Origin of the sequence: Flavobacterium succinicans LMG 10402 (assembly GCF_000611675.1) — a bacterium.
Taxonomy (GTDB): Bacteria; Bacteroidota; Bacteroidia; order Flavobacteriales; family Flavobacteriaceae; genus Flavobacterium; species Flavobacterium succinicans.
In genome coordinates, this window is record NZ_JATV01000014.1 from 68,296 (window position 1) to 85,673 (window position 17,378).

Genomic DNA, 17,378 nt, shown 5'->3' on the forward strand with positions numbered 1-17,378 from the left:
TTAAGCTATAAACTCTTAAACAAAAAAATTATGTCAATATTAATATATGCAGAATCTGCAGAAGGAAAATTTAAAAAAGTAGCATTAGAGTTGGCTTCTTATGCTGCTAAAGTTGCTGAAACATTAAATACTACCGTAACGGCTGTAACCGTTAATGCGGGAGATGTTTCGGAATTGTCAAAATATGGTGTGAACAAAGTTTTAAAAGTAACCAATGATCAATTGGCTGTTTTTTCAGCAAAAGCTTACGCCGACGTAATCAAACAAGCTGCACAAAAAGAAGGTTCAAAAGTGGTAATTCTTTCATCAACTACTGATAGTATCTATTTGTCTTCATTAGTAGCTGTAGGTTTAGAAGCAGGTTTTGCTTCAAACGTTGTTGGATTACCAGTAAGTACCGCTCCATTTCAAGTAAAAAGAACTGCTTTTTCTAACAAAGCGTTCAATACCACTGAAATTAGCACAGAGGTAAAAGTATTAGGAATTGCTAAAAATTCGTATGGTATTTTTGAAAATGCAAGCTCGTTAACAGAAGAAGATTTTACACCAAGCATTGACGCGAACGACTTTGGTGTAAAAGTGACTTCAGTTGAAAAAAGCTCTGGTAAAATTTCTATTGCCGATGCTGATATTGTAGTGTCTGCAGGCCGCGGAATGAAAGGTCCAGAAAACTGGGGAATGATAGAGGAATTAGCAGGAGTTTTAGGCGCTGCAACTGCTTGTTCAAAACCAGTATCCGACTTAGGTTGGAGACCTCACGGAGAACACGTTGGACAAACAGGAAAGCCAGTTGCGACTAATTTGTACATTGCAGTAGGTATTTCTGGAGCGATTCAGCATATTGCGGGTATCAACTCTTCAAAAGTAAAAGTTGTTATCAATAGTGACCCAGAAGCGCCTTTCTTTAAGGTAGCTGATTATGGTATTGTTGGAGATGCTTTCGAAATTGTACCGCAATTGATTGAAAAATTCAAAGCTTTCAAAGCACAACATTCATAGTTCTTAGTGCCCAGCTTTTAGTCCTAAATCTAATAAAGTAACGTTTCTTGACAATAAGAAAAAGAACTAAGTACTAAGGACTAGCAACTAAGTGCTAATTTAAATCACAATAAGGCTACCTAAAAACAAGATAATCGTATCTTTGCTTTAGGTAGCTCTTTTTTTTATCCCTTTTTTTGATTAAAATTGCACCTTTAAAAACATCAAATAACTTGCAGAATCAATAGTTGTTTTTTCTATAAAAAAATCCATGAGCTTAGTAAAATTAACCATAAAAGGAATATCCTACAGTCAAACACAGAACGGAGCTTATGCTTTGATTTTGAACGAAGTAGACGGCGAGAGAAAGTTACCCATTGTTATTGGTGCTTTTGAAGCGCAATCTATTGCCATTGCTTTGGAAAAAGAAATTAAACCGCCACGCCCTTTGACACACGATTTGTTCAAAAATTTTGCAGAACGCTTTGATATTGTGGTAAAACAAGTGATCATTCACAAGTTGGTCGATGGTGTTTTTTATTCAAGTATTATTTGTGAAAGAGACAAAATTGAAGAAATTATTGATGCCAGAACCTCCGATGCAATTGCTTTGGCGCTGCGTTTTCATGCACCAATTTTTACCTATAAAAACATCTTAGATAAGGCAGGTATTTATCTGAAATCAAACCTTTCTAATGCCGATGCAGGAGCTGAGGAAATTGATGCGATATTGTCCAATCCTCAAACGTTTGGTAATGAAGAAGAGAGTAATCAATCTGGTACAGCTTATGCCAATCATACCCTACAAGAATTAAACGAACTTTTAGAGCAGGCGGTGGAACATGAAGATTATGAAGCGGCAGCCAAAATAAGAGACGAAATATCAAAACGATAAAACTTATTGCGATAACAACATTTGTTTACTTGCGCATGCAATAGGTTTACTAATGAAATATTCCCACAATGAAACAATACCATGACTTAGTAAAGCACGTTTTGGAAAGCGGCACACAAAAAGGAGATCGAACTGGAACAGGAACAAAAAGTGTTTTTGGTTATCAAATGCGCTTTGATTTGGCAGAAGGATTTCCGATGGTGACCACCAAGAAGCTTCATTTAAAATCCATCATTCATGAGTTGTTATGGTTCTTAAAAGGAGAAACCAATATTGCTTACCTACAAGAAAATGGTGTAAAAATTTGGGATGCATGGGGCGATAGTAAAGGGGATTTAGGACCTGTGTATGGTCATCAATGGCGTAATTGGAACAGTGAGGAAATAGATCAGATCTCCGATTTAATTACGGAACTAAAAACCAACCCCAATAGCCGAAGACTTTTGGTCTCAGCTTGGAATCCTTCGGTTTTGCCAGATACTACAAAGTCCTTCGAAGAAAATGTAGCCAATAATAAGGCAGCATTGCCACCATGCCACGCTTTTTTTCAATTTTATGTAGCGGAAGGAAGGTTATCCTGTCAGTTGTATCAACGCAGTGCCGATATTTTCTTGGGTGTTCCTTTTAATATTGCTTCTTATGCCTTGTTGACGATGATGATTGCTCAAGTGTGTGACTTAGCTCCAGGCGAATTCATTCATACCTTTGGGGACGCACACATCTATAACAATCATTTTGAACAAATTGAATTGCAACTCTCAAGAGAACCACGACCTTTGCCGATAATGAAGCTAAACCCCGAGGTAAAAGACATTTTTACGTTTACCTATGAAGATTTTACTTTAGAAGGCTATAATCCACATCCTACTATAAAAGGAAGTGTAGCTGTTTAGTAAGTTGAAAAAATAGTAATTTTAATTGTAAAGCTCCAATACTGAGTTTTCTGCTCCAGCATACGAATTCCATTTGAATCCGTCTGCCTCAGGCTCGTTAAGGTATACACCATCTATTAAATATTTGAATTCAAAAGTAGCGTCCTTTGGTAAATCAAAGATGCCTTTGAAGGTCCCGTTCTTTAATTTGGTTAACGTGCCTTCTTGTGTGTTCCAATTATTGAAGTCACCAATTACTGCTGCCGATTGTGCTTCTTTTGCTGCAATTGAAAAGGTAACTTTACACAATGATTTTGTTTTTGTAAATTGTTTTTTGATTGCCATAATATATTGTTTTTTAATATTTTAGTACAAGTTAATTAGAATCTTGTAAACTATAAATAGCATTGTTTTATTTTTACGAATTTTTGAAAATAGCCCTTAGTTAATTTTATATTCTGTTTTTTTTTATGGAATAAAAAAGGTATTCTAAAAATTATCTGTGAGCTATAACAGGGTTTTGGTCTTGAAGTATTTTAATAGTTTAAAAAATATTTTATCTTTAAAAAAAATAATCAACTATGGATTTAGAGCAACACGAACAATATGAATATGCTAGAAAAAGAATTAAGCAAAAGAAAAGATTGTACTATCATTTTGTGTTTTTTTCATTAAGTAGTCTTTTTCTATTTGTGGCTTATCGTTTTTTTGACGTAGGAATTGAAAACAATTGGACGTTATGGGCAGTTACCATGTGGGCTTTTCTGTTTGTGCTTCATTTTGTAAAAGTGTTTATTACAGATCGTTTTATGAATAAAAATTGGGAACGCGACCAAATTGATCGATTGGTAGCTTTACAGCAAAAAAAAATCAGCCAACTAGAAAGGCAAATTGAAAACGAATCAAAATAAAGACACAAATGATTACACTTATTGCTGCCGTAGCAGAGAATTGGGCTTTAGGTAAAAACAACGAGCTGCTTTGGCATTTGCCTAATGATTTCAAAAGATTTAAAGCCATCACTTCAGGGCATTATATAGTAATGGGGCGAAAAACCTTTGAAAGCTTTCCTAAACCATTACCCAATCGAACGCATGTGATTATAACTAGACAGAAGGATTATGAAGTTGAAGGTTGTATTGTGGTGGATTCGATGGAAAAAGCCTTGGCAGTTTGCCCTTCTGAAGCGCCAATTTATGTGATTGGAGGAGGCGAAATTTATGCGTTGGCATTGCCTTTTGCAGATCAATTAGATCTAACACGTGTGCATCATGAGTTTGAAGCAGATGCCTTTTTTCCTGAAATTGATGTGAATAAATGGAAGTTAACCAGTGCGGAAAAACAACCTAGAGACGAGAAACATCTCTATGAGTATACTTTTGAAACGTATGCAAAAATTCAAAAGTAATCTTTGAAGACCATAAAAAAAGCCTTAAAAACAGAAGTTTTTAAGGCTTTTTTGTGGAGAAGATGGGGCTCGAACCCACGACCTCTTGACTGCCAGTCAAGCACTCTAGCCAACTGAGCTACATCCCCATGACTATGTCGCAAATATAGTATTTTAATTATTGATTATACAAATATATTCATCACAAAATAAAAAAGAAGCTAGGTCTAGAAATAGTTTTAACTTTACCCAAAAACAACCAGCATGTCAATGAGTACTTCTCCCGGGATCTTATCGATCAATATTTCTAATGGAATTGCTACGCTTACCTTTGGGCATCCAGCTAGTAATTCTTTTCCTAAAGAACTATTACAACAACTTACTGAAGCTATTCAAGAGGTAGGAGCCAATGAAGCTGTGCAAGTAGTGGTTCTGAAAAGTGAAGGAATCGGAGTTTTCTGCGCAGGTGCCTCATTCGACGAACTTTTGGCGGTCAGCAATGAAGCCGAAGGAGCAGCCTTCTTTTCTGGCTTTGCTAATGTCATTAATGCAATGCGAGCTTGTCCGAAAGTGATTATTGGTCGCATTCAAGGAAAAGCCATAGGCGGTGGAGTTGGCATTGCGGCAGCTTGTGATTATACCTTGGCTACACGTCAGGCTAGTATCAAATTATCAGAACTCGCCATCGGAATTGGTCCTTTTGTGATTGAGCCTGCGGTGAGTCGTAAAATCGGAAAAATGGCGATGTCTCAAATGACCTTGACGGCTCAAGAATGGAAATCGGCCGAGTGGGCACAACAACAAGGTTTGTATGCCGCTATTTTTGAAACCCTTCCAGAATTGGACGAAGCCGTGCAACAAATGGCCGCACAACTAGCCAGCTACAATCCCCAAGCTTTACTCGAAATCAAGAAAGTATTTTGGGAAGGCACCGATCATTGGGCAACTTTATTGCTAGAACGTGCCGCGATTTCCGGACAATTGGTGCTTTCTGATTTTACCAAAAACGCTTTACTTCAATTTAAAAAATAACAACAATGACTTTTTTTTCTTTACTTCAAAAAGTAGATGTAGCCCAAAAAATAGCCCAAGCGCCAGACAAAAATTATGAAATAGGAGTGGTTATTGGCTCGTATTTGCCTTTCGTGGTTTTGGTTGGATTTGCGTATTGGATGTATTACCGAGCAAAAAAAAGAGACGAAAACCGCTAAAATTCCTTAAATTTGCCCCTCAAATTCAATACAGATGAGTAATATCAGAATCACCAAAAAATTTAGTTTCGAAACCGGTCATGCTTTGTATGGTTATGATGGGAAATGCAAAAATGTACACGGGCACAGTTATAAATTATCAGTAACTGTTATCGGCTCTCCTATAACCGATCGATCGAACGTGAAACTAGGCATGGTGATTGATTTTACCGATTTGAAAAAAATTGTCAAAGAAGAAGTAGTAGATCAATTTGACCACGCTACTGTTTTCAACCAAACGACTCCTCATATTGAATTGGCAAAAGAATTAAAAGACCGTGGACATCACGTAATTTTGGTCGATTATCAGCCTACCAGCGAGAACATGATTGTTGATTTTGCGGCAAGAATCAAAAGCCGATTGCCAGAGGGAATTAACTTATTCTCTTTAAAATTACAAGAAACCGAATCTTCTTTCGCAGAATGGTTTGCCAGCGATAATGTATAGAAATAGATAACCCTTGGTCAAATTCAAATAAAATAAAAATTTAACCACATAGAGCCATAGATTAAAAGATAATCAATATAGAAAAAAGAGAAAAAGTTCTATTTTCCACAATAGATAACTATGTGAATAGTAAAACGTCTATTTTCTTTTTCTTAAAAAACTACAAATTCTATGATTCTATGTGGTAAAAAGATAATTTAACCCAAAGTTTCGGGATCAAAATCCAAATTAAATTGCATGACTTCAATCTCCAAAAAAATATATTTTGCTTCTGATCAACATTTTGGTGCGCCTACGCCTGAGTTGAGTTTTCCTAGAGAACAAAAATTTGTAGCATGGCTAGACGAAGTAAAGAAAGATGCAGAAGCTATTTTTTTATTGGGTGATTTATTCGATTTTTGGTTCGAATACAAAACCGTCGTGCCCAAAGGATTTGTTCGCGTTTTAGGTAAATTGGCCGAGATTCGCGATAGTGGAATTCCGATTTATTTTTTCGTCGGGAATCATGATTTATGGATGAACGATTATTTTGAAAAAGAACTGAATATTCCGGTTTTTCATGACAATCAAGAATATACTTTTCATGGAAAAACTTTTTTAGTAGGACACGGAGACGGAAAAGGACCTGGAGATTTGGGCTACAAACGCATGAAAAAAGTGTTTACCAATCCGTTCTCTAAATGGCTGTTTCGTTGGTTGCATCCTGATCTTGGTGTTGGACTAGCACAATATCTTTCGGTAAAAAACAAGTTAATTTCTGGAGCCGAAGATGTTACTTTTTTAGGTGAAGACAACGAATGGTTAATTCAATATGCTAAACGAAAACTAGAAACCAAGCATTATAACTATTTGGTTTTTGGACACCGTCATTTGCCCATGAAATACACCGTTGGTGAAAACGCTGAATACGTAAATCTAGGCGATTGGATTACTTATTTTACTTATGGCGTTTTTGATGGTGAAACTTTTGAGGTCAAAACATTCAACTAAATTAAAGTGATATGGTGCCAATAGATTTTGATAAACTAGATTATCCTATTGGGAATTCCATTAAAGAATGCCATAGTCAGTATGGATTAGATTTTCAAAATGGGCATTTTTATCTTCCTGACTATTGTCCTTTTGGGGACTTTTCTTCTTTTGAAAATGCAGCTTCTATTTTAGAGCAGTATTTAAAATTAACATCTTCTTTTTATATTTTTGGTAACTTACCTGAAGTCCCTTCGTGTATAGAAAATAAAGGAGCGTTACGTTGTTGTCAAATGATTCTTACTTGTCGAATTAAGCATCCTATTACTGAAACTATCATCAAATTAGGCCCTGAAAAGTTAGACGATTTGTTGGGTTTGGTACGTTTGGTTTATCCAGAGTACTTCAAGCCTCAAACCACAGCTATGGGAAATTATTACGGTATTTATAAAGACAGTAAATTAGTTGCTGTTACAGGTGAGCGCATGCAAATGAACGATTTTATAGAGGTCAGTGCTGTAATTACGCATCCGGATCACACAGGAAAAGGGTATGCTAAACAGTTAGTAACACATACTGCAAACGCTATTTTTGATCAAAATAAATTTCCTTTTTTGCATGTCGCAAGGCGCAATAGTAGAGCGATTCATGTGTATGAATCATTAGGATTTAGCACGCGTAAAGAAATTAATATTTGGCATTTGGTTAAAAAGCAGCATAGCCCTTAATTTGCCGCTTTTTTAGGAATTTTCATGTGCATCGAGATCTTTTTGTAAATCCAATTTTCGGAAAGAAGGCATAAAGGTTCCCATTCCGAGTACAATCATCAAAGTCATACATCCTCCAAATACCACTGCAGGAACGGTTCCCATTAATTTTGCCGTAAGACCACTTTCAAAAGCACCCAATTCATTCGACGAGCCAACAAAAATTGAATTTACCGAAGCCACACGGCCACGCATGTGATCTGGAGTTTTTAATTGTAAAATAGTCGAACGAATCACCATTGAAATGCCATCCACAACGCCACTAAAGAATAAGGCTAACAAGGAAACCCAGAAGATGGTAGAAAGGCCAAAAATGATGATACAAACACCAAACAAGAAAATAGCGGTTAGCAATTTCATTCCGGCATTTTTATTTACTGGAACATAAGCGGTGAAAAGCATGGTTAGTATCGCTCCAACTGCAGGAGCGGCTCTTAGAACGCCAAAACCTTGCGAACCTACTTGTAAAATATCTAAAGCGAAAATAGGTAACAGCGCTACTGCGCCACCAAATAATACCGCAGTCATATCTAAGGTTAAGGCTCCAAGAATCATCTTGTTGTTGTACACAAATTTTACGCCTTCTTTCAAACTATCTAAAACAGGTTCGCCAATTTTTGGATTTAAAATGGGTTTCTTTTCTATGAAAGTTAAGCCTAATAAAGCAGCAAAAGCAAAGGCAACGACAAGGGCTAAAGACCAATGAACGCCTATAAAAGTAATTGAAAATCCAGCAACCGCAGGTCCAATTACCGATCCTACTTGCCAAACCGAACTGCTCCAAGTAGCGGCATTGGAATAGGCTTTTTTGGGTACGATTAAGGCTAAAAGAGAAAAAATAGTAGGCCCCAAAAACGAACGGACAAGACCACCTAAAAAGACAAATAAGTAAATGAGGTACAGAATGGTGCTGCCTTCAAACTGGGAAGAAAAACTTGGAATAGTCAAGCAAAATAATCCTGAACTAATAAAAAGAAATCCCAAAATACATTTGATTAGCATGCCTTTTTTTTCCTTTTGATCCACGATATGACCAGCAAACAGCGCCATGGCAACCGCAGGTATGATTTCCATCAACCCAATAATCCCCAAGGATAAAGCACTTTTGGTTACGCGATATACTTCCCATTCAATAATGATAAACTGCATCGACCATGCAAAAACCATAGCGAATCGGATGAGTAAAAAGATATTAAATTCTTTATAGCGAAGTGCTTGATAAGGGTCGTTTTTTGGTTTCATTTTAGTTCTTTATGTCTTTTAGTCTCAATTGCAGTTCTATTTTGTCGTTCCATTCATTTTCGTCTATGCAATAAGCAGCCTCGAAAACTTGTTTGTTTTTTACTATTGCATGTTTGCTTCCTAATCCAAAACCAATAGCAGGAATGCCTTCCGAATTATTTTGGCGCACAAAAAGTTTCAGATGTTCTTCTTCTTTTCCCATCGGTTTTCCGTAGCCCGTATCAAATACATTTTTGGTCGCAAAAATAGGGGTCATATTTTGAGGACCACAAGGCTCAAATTGTTTTAAAATGCGTGTAAATTTAGGGGTAATTTCTTCAAAATGGACAACAGCATCGATAGAAAGTTCGGGTTGAAGTAATTCGGGGGCAATGGTTTCTTGTACTACTTTTTCAAAGGCTTCCTTAAATGCGGCATAATTTTCAGGTTTCAACGTCATGCCTGCAGCATACATGTGTCCTCCAAATTGTTCCAAATGTGCTGAGCAAGCTTCTAGCGCATTGTAAACATCAAATCCTTTTACCGAACGGGCTGATGCGGCATATTTATCGCCACTTTTGGTAAACACCAAGGTAGGGCGATAGTAGGTTTCTATCAATCGAGAAGCGACAATGCCAATCACGCCTTTGTGCCAAGTTTCCTGAAAAACTACTGTGGTAAATCGGTTTTGTTCGCCGTTTTCTTCAATTTGCGTCAGCGCTTCTTTGGTGATTTGTTGGTCCAAATCTTTGCGTTCGGCATTATAGGCTTCAATTTCAGAGGCAAATTGCTGCGCTTGTTCAAAATCAAATTCGGTCAACAATTCTACGGCATGATTTCCATGTTTGATGCGACCCGCCGCGTTGATTCTCGGCGCAATAATAAAAACTACATCCGTAATGTCGAGCGTTTTTTTCTTGAGTTGATGCGTCATCGCCTTAATTCCAGGACGCGGTTCGCTGTTAATTACTTGCAATCCAAAATGTGCCAAAACTCTATTCTCACCCGTCATCGGAACAATATCGGCAGCAATTGCGGTAGCCACCAAATCCAGATACGGAATCAAATCTTCTATGGTTTGATTACGGTTAGCTGCCAATGCTTGAATGAGTTTAAAACCAATTCCACAACCACACAATTCGTCGTACGGATACCCACAATCAGTTCGTTTCGGGTCCAAAATTGCTACGGCATCAGGTAAGTTGTCACCAGGGCGGTGGTGGTCGCCAATAATAAAATCGATATTCTTTTCTTTGGCATACGCCACGTGATCAATAGATTTTATCCCACAATCTAGCGCTATAATTAGTGAAAAACCGTTGTCATCGGCAAAATCAATTCCTTTAAACGACACTCCGTAACCCTCATCATAACGGTCCGGAATATAAGTCGCAACATTGGGGTAAAAACTTCTCAAATAGCCCGAAACCAAAGAAACAGCCGTAGTTCCATCCACATCATAATCTCCAAAAACCAAAATATTTTCCTCATTTTCTATCGCTTTTTCAAGTCTTGCCACCGCTTTATCCATATCTTTCATTAAATACGGGTCGTGCAAATCGTTTAACGAGGGACGAAAAAATTGTCGGGCTTCCTCAAATGAAGTGATGCCTCTTTGCAGTAATAATGCGGCAATCGTTCTAGAAACTTGTAAGGCTTTCGCTAATTCATTTATTTTTTCTTCTTTGGGTTTGGGTTTGAGTGTCCAACGCATGGTATTTTAGGTTTTATAACTTGTTAATTAGGCGTATAATTTATTTTTTTAGGAACCAAAGCAAAAGGCTTTTTCAGGAAACACGGGTCCCGCTATCCGCTTTATCTTTGTTTTTTTAAAGAAAAAAAACAAAGGATGCCGCTGCTATCGGGGTTAAAGAGCCACAAATTGCCTTTTTATTGGCATTTTAAAATGGTCTTTAGACTATATTTTAGAACTATTTTTGTTATCAATAAATAACATTTTTTTCAAAAATCGATATCTATAAATAACAATTATTGTTGTTTCAATGTCAAAGGCTCTCCATAAAAAGCGATGCCATCCCAACCTGTTTTCATAAAATTACGAATGTTTTGATGGTCTGTACCTTCTGGATTTTTCAAGACGTCTTCAGTATAATAGGCTCCAAAACAAGCTAATGTTGCTTCTGGTGACAACTGCTGTAGTTCAGCAAAAGCAAACAATTTACAAGAGCCGTTGTTTTCGTTGGCAGCATTATGTTGTAAGCCGTTTTCGAAAGCTGTTGGTTCAAAATCATAATGCGCTTCAATAACCGCGATTGTTTCTTGAAAGGTAATCGCGTTTGGGGTGTTTTTTAATTTTTCTAAAAAAGCAGTTAGGCTCATATTTTTTATTTTATTGTTCTTCTGAAAATTTACTTTTTTTGGTTTCTTTGGTTATGGGTTTTCCTCCAACCACCACTACAATTTCGCCTCTAGGTGCGGTTTTTTCAAAGTGAGCCAGCACTTCTTTTACCGTTCCGCGTACGTTTTCTTCATGCATTTTAGATAATTCTCTCGAAACACAAACGGGACGGTCTTCACCAAAATAAGTAATAAATTCACTTAAAGTCTTTACTAATTTGTGTGGAGAAACATAAAGAATCATCGTTCTCGTTTCTTCGGCCAAAGCCAAATAGCGAGTTTGTCTTCCTTTTTTGTCAGGCAAAAAACCTTCAAATACAAATTTGTCATTCGGCAAACCACTATTGACTAAAGCAGGGACAAATGCAGTGGCGCCAGGTAAGCATTCTACCGCAATGCCGTTTTCGATGCAAGCTCTAGTAATCAAAAAACCAGGGTCCGAGATGGCGGGTGTTCCAGCATCCGAAATCAAAGCGATGGTTTCGCCAGCTTGCAATCTAGCAATCAAGTTTTCGATGGTTTTGTGTTCATTATGCATGTGATGGCTGTGCATGTGCGTGCTAATCTCAAAATGCTTGAGCAATTTCCCACTGGTTCGGGTGTCCTCGGCCAAAATCAAATCAGCTTCTTTTAGAATGCGTATCGCTCGAAACGTCATGTCTTCGAGGTTGCCAATTGGAGTGGGTACGATATAAAGTTTAGACATATTTTAAAAAGTTAAAACACGAAATCCGCAATAAAACGAAGTTCGTGTTTGATGATGAGGTATTGAAGGGAGCGGTAAAATAGAGTGGATTACAAGAATTTTTTCTCTACGATTTCGATGAATCGGTGGGCATAATCGTCTTTACCTTCCCAGTTGTTGTATTCAGGTTTTATCATTTCATCAATAAAGGCTTTGGTTTCGTGAAAAGTAGTAAAGCTATTCAGTTGACTCAAAACTCGATTGTATTCCTCGTTACTGTTGTTGAAAAGATGTTTTACAAATCCAATACGATCGTTCAAATCTATGGCGATACCTTTGCTTAACTTCTCGTTTAATGATTTAGGTTTGTTCTCTTTTTCTTCGGTTAGTGTTTCTACTTTATCAAAAGCTAAATCAAAAGGCGAAACGGTTGCATTGGTTTTACCTGCTTCGATACTATCTGCTTTTACAAATTGAGGTTCAGTAAAGCTTCCTCCTAATAATTCTTCAAAAGAAATTTGGATTACTTCTTGTTTAATCTCTTCTAAAGGTAAAACAGTTTCTGGTTCTTGGATTTTCACTTCTTCTGTTGCGACAACTTCTTCTACTATAGCTTCAAGTATTGGTTTCTCTTCTTCTTTTAGAACGTCTTCAATACTTGGAATTTCATTTTCAGTCGCTTCAATTTCGGATAAAATTGTTTCTTCAATAGTACTTTTTGGAGCAACTTCTTCTAAAATTTCAGTAACGAATGTTTGTTTCGGAAGATCATTTTCTGTTTGCACTTTTTCGATTGTTGCAGCAGATGCAGGAAGCACAATTTCAGGAGAGCTCTCGAGTTTGTCAAAAGCTTTTTCAACTTCTATTTCTAAAGCCGCTTGTCCAATGGTTGGTTTGACTTCTCCGAAATTATCCTGTATAAATTTTAAAACCGCTAGTTTTTCATGTAGTTTTTGGGTTTCTAAAAGTAGGACATTCACATCAGATTTGTTTTTGAGTTTTAGAATTCTATGCGCAATGCTAACTAAATCAGCTTCCAATCTTTTTTTCATAACTTTTGGAATTTATAATGAATAGGGTGTGTCTTTTTTAATAAATTTGTCGACAGTACAAAGTAATAAAAACTATTCATTTTTAAAGGTAGAAAAATACAAAATGTTTCTCGAAAATACAGTAAATCATAAAGAACAATTTGGTTGGATCGAAGTCATTTGTGGCTCCATGTTTTCGGGTAAAACAGAAGAATTGATTCGTCGTTTAAAGCGCGCTCAGTTTGCCAAACAAAAAATCGAAATTTTTAAGCCTTCCATTGATACACGTTATCACGAGGAAATGGTGGTGTCTCATGACGAGAACGAGATTCGTTCTACGCCAGTTCCTGCTGCAGCCAATATTATGTTGTTGGCTCAAGGTTGTGATGTGGTAGGTATTGATGAAGCTCAGTTTTTTGATGACGAAATTGTCGCTGTTTGTAATGATTTAGCGAATCAAGGTATTCGCGTAATTGTTGCGGGCTTGGATATGGATTTTAAAGGCAATCCTTTCGGTCCGATGCCTGCATTGATGGCCACTGCGGAGTATGTTACGAAAGTGCATGCCGTATGTACCCGAACAGGGAATTTAGCGAATTACAGTTTCAGAAAAACCGACAATGATAAGCTCGTTATGCTAGGGGAAACCGAGGAATATGAACCTTTGAGTCGAGCCGCTTATTATCATGCGATGCATGATGCTAAAGAAAAGAAATAATATAGTACCATAAAAAATCCCAACAATTCGTTGGGATTTTTTTACTACATTTTCTTTCTCATTCTCGCCACTGGAATATCAAGTTGTTCTCGATATTTTGCAATTGTTCTTCTGGCAATCGGATAGCCTTTTTCTTTTAAAATTTCAGCCAATTGGTCATCGGGAAGTGGTTTGTGTTTGTCTTCTTCTTCGATCGTATTTTTTAGAATTTTCTTGATTTCTAAAGTTGAAACTTCTTCACCTTGATCGTTCATCATCGCTTCAGAGAAAAATTCTTTAATCAATTTGGTACCATAGGGTGTCTCTACATATTTGCTATTGGCCACCCTAGAAATGGTCGAAATATCAAGACCAACCAAATCGGCAATGTCTTTCAAAATCATTGGTTTTAACTTGGTCTCATCGCCATCTAGGAAAAATTCTTCTTGGTAATGCATGATGGCATTCATGGTTACAAAAAGTGTTTCTTGACGTTGACGAATGGCATCAATAAACCATTTGGCCGAATCTAATTTTTGTTTGATGAATTGAACGGCTTCTTTTTGTTGGTTGGATTTGTCTTTAGAATCTTTATAGGTCTGCATCATTTCCTGATAGTCCTTAGATACATGAAGCGAAGGTGCATTTCGACCATTTAACGTTAGTTCGAGTTCGCCCTCAATAATTCTGATGGCGAAATCAGGAACAATATTTTCGGTAACTTTGTTGTTTCCAGCCAGTGATCCTCCCGGTTTTGGGTTTAGTTTTTCAATTTCGTGAATGCCTTTTTTTAATTGCTCGTTGGAAACATTGTATTTTTGAATCAATTTTTCGTAGTGTTTTTTGGTAAAAGCATCAAATTGATTTTCGATTATATCAATGGCTAATTCAATATATTCTGTAGGCGTTTTGTGTTTGAGTTGCAAAAGCAAACATTCTTGTAGGTCTCTTGCACCAACTCCTGTGGGTTCCAATTCGTGAACAACGTGAAGCAAGCGTTCTACGTTTTTTTCATCAGTATAAATGCCTTGTGTAAAGGCCAAATCATCTACAATGTCAGCGATGCTTCTTCGGATGTATCCCATATCATCAATACTTCCCACTAAGAATTCCGCGATTTCTCGGTCCTCATCGTTTAAAATAAAAGTATTGAGCTGATTGATTAAATCTTGATGAAAGCTAATAGGAGCAGCAAAGGGAGTCTCGCGCTCTTCATCATCGTCACTGTAGTTATTAGCTTGTGTTTTGTAATCGGGGATATCGTCACTATTCAAATAGTCATCCACGTCGATATCGTCGGCTTCTATACGATCTGATTCGGGATCATCATAATCGTCGTAGTCTTCAGATTCAAATTCGTCTTTCTCGTAGTCGTCTTCTTTGCCTGCTTCTAGAGCCGGATTTTCGTTCATTTCTTCTAATAAACGTTGTTCAAAGGCTTGCGTAGGCAATTGAATTAACTTCATCAACTGAATTTGTTGTGGAGATAATTTCTGTGATAATTTTAAATTTAAAAATTGCTTTAGCATTTTTTTTAATAGTTTAAAGGTTTAAGGTTTAAAGGTTTAAAGTTGTTGTGTTGTAGGCAACAACTTTAAACCATTTTAAACAACAGTAAACTTTTTAAAACTCGGCACTGCCTGGTGTTCTTGGGAAAGGAATTACGTCACGAATATTCGTCATTCCAGTTACAAACAATACCAATCTTTCGAAGCCAAGACCAAAACCAGAGTGTACGGCTGATCCAAAACGTCTGGTATCTAAGTACCACCACAATTCTTCTTCATCGATACCTAAGGCTTTCATTTTTTCGACTAAAACATCAAAACGTTCTTCTCTTTGAGAACCACCTACGATTTCTCCAATGCCTGGGAAAAGAATATCCATGGCGCGAACTGTCTCTTTTCCAGGTTCTGTATTATCATTCAAACGCATATAAAATGCTTTGATGTTGGCTGGATAATCAAACAAAATCACTGGACATTTAAAGTGTTTTTCCACCAAGTAACGTTCGTGTTCTGATTGTAAATCAGCACCCCATTCGTTGATAATATATTGGAATTTTTTCTTTTTGTTTGGGGTACTGTTTCTCAAAATATCAATGGCTTCCGTATACGAAACGCGTTTGAAATTGTTTTCCAATACAAAGTTCAATTTCTCCAATAAAGCCATTTCACTTCTTTCGGCTTGTGGTTTTGATTTTTCTTCTTCTAACAAACGTCCTTCTAGGAATTTCAAATCCTCTGGACATTTATCCATTACATATTTAATCACAAATTGAATGAAATCCTCAGCCAAATCCATATTGTCTTCCAAATCATTGAAAGCCACCTCTGGCTCAATCATCCAAAATTCTGCTAAGTGACGAGAAGTATTTGAGTTTTCAGCTCTAAACGTAGGACCAAAAGTATAAATCTGACCCAACGCCATGGCAAACGTTTCACCTTCTAATTGTCCAGAAACCGTCAAGTTGGTCTCTTTACCAAAGAAATCTTTTTTGTAATCTACTTTACCTTCCTCAGTTCTTGGTGTATTGTCAAAAGGCAAAGCGGTTACTTTAAACATTTCACCCGCACCTTCAGCATCCGAACCAGTAATAATTGGCGTGTTCACATACACAAAACCTTTCTCTTGAAAATAGGTGTGCACCGCGTGAGCCAAAACCGAACGCACGCGCATAATCGCGCCAAAAGCATTCGTTCTTACTCTCAAATGCGCATTCTCACGCAAGAATTCCAAAGAGTGCTTCTTAGGTTGCATTGGGAATTTCTCCGCATCCGAGTCGCCCAAAATTTCCAATTGCTTTACCTGAATTTCATATTTTTGTCCCGCACCTTGGCTCTCCACCAATGTTCCAGTTACCGAAACGGCAGCGCCAGTGGTAATGCGTTTTAGTGTCTCATCTGGTGTATTTTCAAAATCAACCACACATTGAATATTATTGATAGTCGACCCGTCATTCAACGCAATAAACTGATTATTTCTAAACGTTCTTACCCAACCTTTAGCATTGATCTCTTGCAGCGTAGTAGTGCTGTTTAATAAGTCTTTAACTTTTGTGTGTTTCATCTTCATTTTAGATTATAGATTTAAATACGCGCTCAAAACAAAAATCGGTGCTTTAAGCGTTATGCAAATATAATTGTTTTGTGTTTATTTTTTAGGAGCTATTTCCCGCTTTTCGTTACAATCTTGTTCAATAAATACTATTTTTCTAAGCCAAAAAAGGAGCTTCCGCTGGTCGCTCTTTTTCGTCAAGAAAAATTAGTCTTTATTTTCACAAGGATTTCCACTACAATCGGGGCTAGGGCAGTAGGAAAACCAGTCGTTTCTTAATTTACAACCCTTGCAGCAATTGGTGACTTACTTCATTTCCGCTAATGGTAATGATGTATAAATTTCCAAAAACAGTATCATCAATTGGCGCATACACCTTTTGATTAATGATTTTGTTTGCTAAATCAGGCGTCGTATTGCTATGGCCTACAATCAAAATAGCTTGACCTTTGTGTTCATTTTTGAGTTTTTCCAGATCAATTGTTTTTGGGTCATATTTTATAATCTCCAAGTTTTTGCTTGTAGCTGTTGGAGTAACGGTTTGTACCGTTCTCAAATAATCAGTGCTGTACACTACCTTTAGTGGAACCTGATTCAAAATCGTTTTCCAATGTTCGGCGCGTTCCCATCCTAATTTTGATAAATCAGGATTTTTAGAATTGTCTACTTTTTCGGCATGACGAATCAAATAAATAGTAGTCGTTTGACTCCAAGCACCTGCTGAAAGAACCAAAAACAGTAGTGATATAATTAATTTTCTCAT

General features: G+C 37.0%; 20 protein-coding genes and 1 tRNA gene. 11 read left to right on the forward strand and 10 right to left on the reverse strand.

What is annotated here, in order from left to right; all coding sequences use genetic code 11:
- Nucleotides 1-30 precede the first annotated feature (30 nt).
- From AO58_RS0113625 to AO58_RS0113635, 3 genes are all read left to right on the forward strand, one after another.
- Nucleotides 31-999, forward strand: a complete 969-nt coding sequence (locus tag AO58_RS0113625; RefSeq protein WP_024982236.1) for an electron transfer flavoprotein subunit alpha/FixB family protein — start codon at nucleotides 31-33, stop codon at nucleotides 997-999.
- Nucleotides 1,000-1,249: 250 nt separating this feature from the next.
- Complete coding sequence (locus AO58_RS0113630) at nucleotides 1,250-1,873, forward strand: bifunctional nuclease family protein (RefSeq protein ID WP_024982237.1); 624 nt, start codon at nucleotides 1,250-1,252, stop codon at nucleotides 1,871-1,873.
- A 68-nt stretch (nucleotides 1,874-1,941) separates the two neighbouring features.
- Nucleotides 1,942-2,766 carry a thymidylate synthase gene (locus tag AO58_RS0113635; RefSeq protein ID WP_024982238.1) on the forward strand — a complete coding sequence of 275 codons (825 nt, stop codon included), beginning with the start codon at nucleotides 1,942-1,944 and terminating at the stop codon, nucleotides 2,764-2,766.
- Between the two features lie 21 nt (nucleotides 2,767-2,787).
- Here the strand turns inward: AO58_RS0113635 and AO58_RS0113640 are convergent, their stop codons facing one another.
- A complete protein-coding gene (locus tag AO58_RS0113640) occupies nucleotides 2,788-3,090 on the reverse strand; it encodes an isoamylase early set domain-containing protein (RefSeq protein WP_024982239.1) in 303 nt (100 codons plus the stop codon).
- 236 nt (nucleotides 3,091-3,326) lie between these two features.
- On the opposite strand from AO58_RS0113640, the gene AO58_RS0113645 reads away from it, so the two are divergent.
- Together AO58_RS0113645 and AO58_RS0113650 are read left to right on the forward strand one after the other, a co-directional pair.
- On the forward strand, nucleotides 3,327-3,656 hold the full coding sequence (locus AO58_RS0113645) for a 2TM domain-containing protein (protein ID WP_024982240.1): 330 nt from the start codon (nucleotides 3,327-3,329) through the stop codon (nucleotides 3,654-3,656).
- An 8-nt stretch (nucleotides 3,657-3,664) separates the two neighbouring features.
- Entirely contained in the window at nucleotides 3,665-4,153 is a 489-nt protein-coding gene (locus AO58_RS0113650; protein WP_024982241.1) for a dihydrofolate reductase, read from the forward strand.
- Nucleotides 4,154-4,207: 54 nt separating this feature from the next.
- On the opposite strand, the gene AO58_RS0113655 is transcribed toward AO58_RS0113650, so the two are convergent.
- Nucleotides 4,208-4,281: transfer RNA gene (locus AO58_RS0113655), tRNA-Ala, on the reverse strand.
- Between the two features lie 115 nt (nucleotides 4,282-4,396).
- On the opposite strand from AO58_RS0113655, the gene AO58_RS0113660 reads away from it, so the two are divergent.
- The 5 genes from AO58_RS0113660 (at nucleotide 4,397) to AO58_RS0113680 (ending at nucleotide 7,527) form a co-directional block, all read left to right on the forward strand.
- A complete protein-coding gene (locus tag AO58_RS0113660) occupies nucleotides 4,397-5,164 on the forward strand; it encodes an enoyl-CoA hydratase/isomerase family protein (RefSeq protein WP_024982242.1) in 768 nt (255 codons plus the stop codon).
- Nucleotides 5,165-5,169: 5 nt separating this feature from the next.
- Entirely contained in the window at nucleotides 5,170-5,343 is a 174-nt protein-coding gene (locus AO58_RS18165; protein ID WP_169733399.1) for a hypothetical protein, read from the forward strand.
- Nucleotides 5,344-5,377: 34 nt separating this feature from the next.
- Nucleotides 5,378-5,830 (forward strand): 6-pyruvoyl trahydropterin synthase family protein, encoded by a 453-nt coding sequence (locus tag AO58_RS0113670; protein WP_024982243.1) that lies wholly within the window; start codon nucleotides 5,378-5,380, stop codon nucleotides 5,828-5,830.
- Between the two features lie 237 nt (nucleotides 5,831-6,067).
- On the forward strand, nucleotides 6,068-6,820 hold the full coding sequence (locus tag AO58_RS0113675) for a UDP-2,3-diacylglucosamine diphosphatase (protein WP_024982244.1): 753 nt from the start codon (nucleotides 6,068-6,070) through the stop codon (nucleotides 6,818-6,820).
- An 11-nt stretch (nucleotides 6,821-6,831) separates the two neighbouring features.
- Nucleotides 6,832-7,527, forward strand: a complete 696-nt coding sequence (locus AO58_RS0113680) for a GNAT family N-acetyltransferase (protein WP_024982245.1) — start codon at nucleotides 6,832-6,834, stop codon at nucleotides 7,525-7,527.
- Between the two features lie 12 nt (nucleotides 7,528-7,539).
- On the opposite strand, the gene AO58_RS0113685 is transcribed toward AO58_RS0113680, so the two are convergent.
- The 5 genes from AO58_RS0113685 to AO58_RS0113705 form a co-directional block, all read right to left on the reverse strand.
- Nucleotides 7,540-8,808, reverse strand: a complete 1,269-nt coding sequence (locus tag AO58_RS0113685) for an MFS transporter (protein ID WP_024982246.1) — start codon at nucleotides 8,806-8,808, stop codon at nucleotides 7,540-7,542.
- A 1-nt stretch (nucleotide 8,809) separates the two neighbouring features.
- Nucleotides 8,810-10,501, reverse strand: coding sequence for a single-stranded-DNA-specific exonuclease RecJ (recJ, locus tag AO58_RS0113690; RefSeq protein WP_024982247.1), 1,692 nt, complete (start codon nucleotides 10,499-10,501; stop codon nucleotides 8,810-8,812).
- 275 nt (nucleotides 10,502-10,776) lie between these two features.
- A complete protein-coding gene (locus AO58_RS0113695) occupies nucleotides 10,777-11,127 on the reverse strand; it encodes a HopJ type III effector protein (RefSeq protein WP_024982248.1) in 351 nt (116 codons plus the stop codon).
- 10 nt (nucleotides 11,128-11,137) lie between these two features.
- Nucleotides 11,138-11,851: a 16S rRNA (cytidine(1402)-2'-O)-methyltransferase gene (gene rsmI, locus AO58_RS0113700; protein WP_024982249.1), complete on the reverse strand. Its 714-nt coding sequence runs from the start codon at nucleotides 11,849-11,851 to the stop codon at nucleotides 11,138-11,140.
- Between the two features lie 89 nt (nucleotides 11,852-11,940).
- A complete protein-coding gene (locus tag AO58_RS0113705) occupies nucleotides 11,941-12,882 on the reverse strand; it encodes a DUF8457 domain-containing protein (protein WP_024982250.1) in 942 nt (313 codons plus the stop codon).
- Between the two features lie 103 nt (nucleotides 12,883-12,985).
- On the opposite strand from AO58_RS0113705, the gene AO58_RS0113710 reads away from it, so the two are divergent.
- On the forward strand, nucleotides 12,986-13,579 hold the full coding sequence (locus tag AO58_RS0113710; RefSeq protein WP_024982251.1) for a thymidine kinase: 594 nt from the start codon (nucleotides 12,986-12,988) through the stop codon (nucleotides 13,577-13,579).
- 44 nt (nucleotides 13,580-13,623) lie between these two features.
- Here the strand turns inward: AO58_RS0113710 and rpoN are convergent, their stop codons facing one another.
- The 3 genes from rpoN to AO58_RS0113725 all read right to left on the reverse strand — a co-directional run bounded on the left by rpoN (nucleotide 13,624) and on the right by AO58_RS0113725 (nucleotide 17,378).
- Nucleotides 13,624-15,087 carry an RNA polymerase factor sigma-54 gene (gene rpoN, locus AO58_RS0113715; protein ID WP_024982252.1) on the reverse strand — a complete coding sequence of 488 codons (1,464 nt, stop codon included), beginning with the start codon at nucleotides 15,085-15,087 and terminating at the stop codon, nucleotides 13,624-13,626.
- Between the two features lie 94 nt (nucleotides 15,088-15,181).
- Nucleotides 15,182-16,627 carry an asparagine--tRNA ligase gene (gene asnS, locus AO58_RS0113720; RefSeq protein WP_024982253.1) on the reverse strand — a complete coding sequence of 482 codons (1,446 nt, stop codon included), beginning with the start codon at nucleotides 16,625-16,627 and terminating at the stop codon, nucleotides 15,182-15,184.
- Between the two features lie 268 nt (nucleotides 16,628-16,895).
- Nucleotides 16,896-17,378 carry a SixA phosphatase family protein gene (locus tag AO58_RS0113725; protein WP_024982254.1) on the reverse strand — a complete coding sequence of 161 codons (483 nt, stop codon included), beginning with the start codon at nucleotides 17,376-17,378 and terminating at the stop codon, nucleotides 16,896-16,898.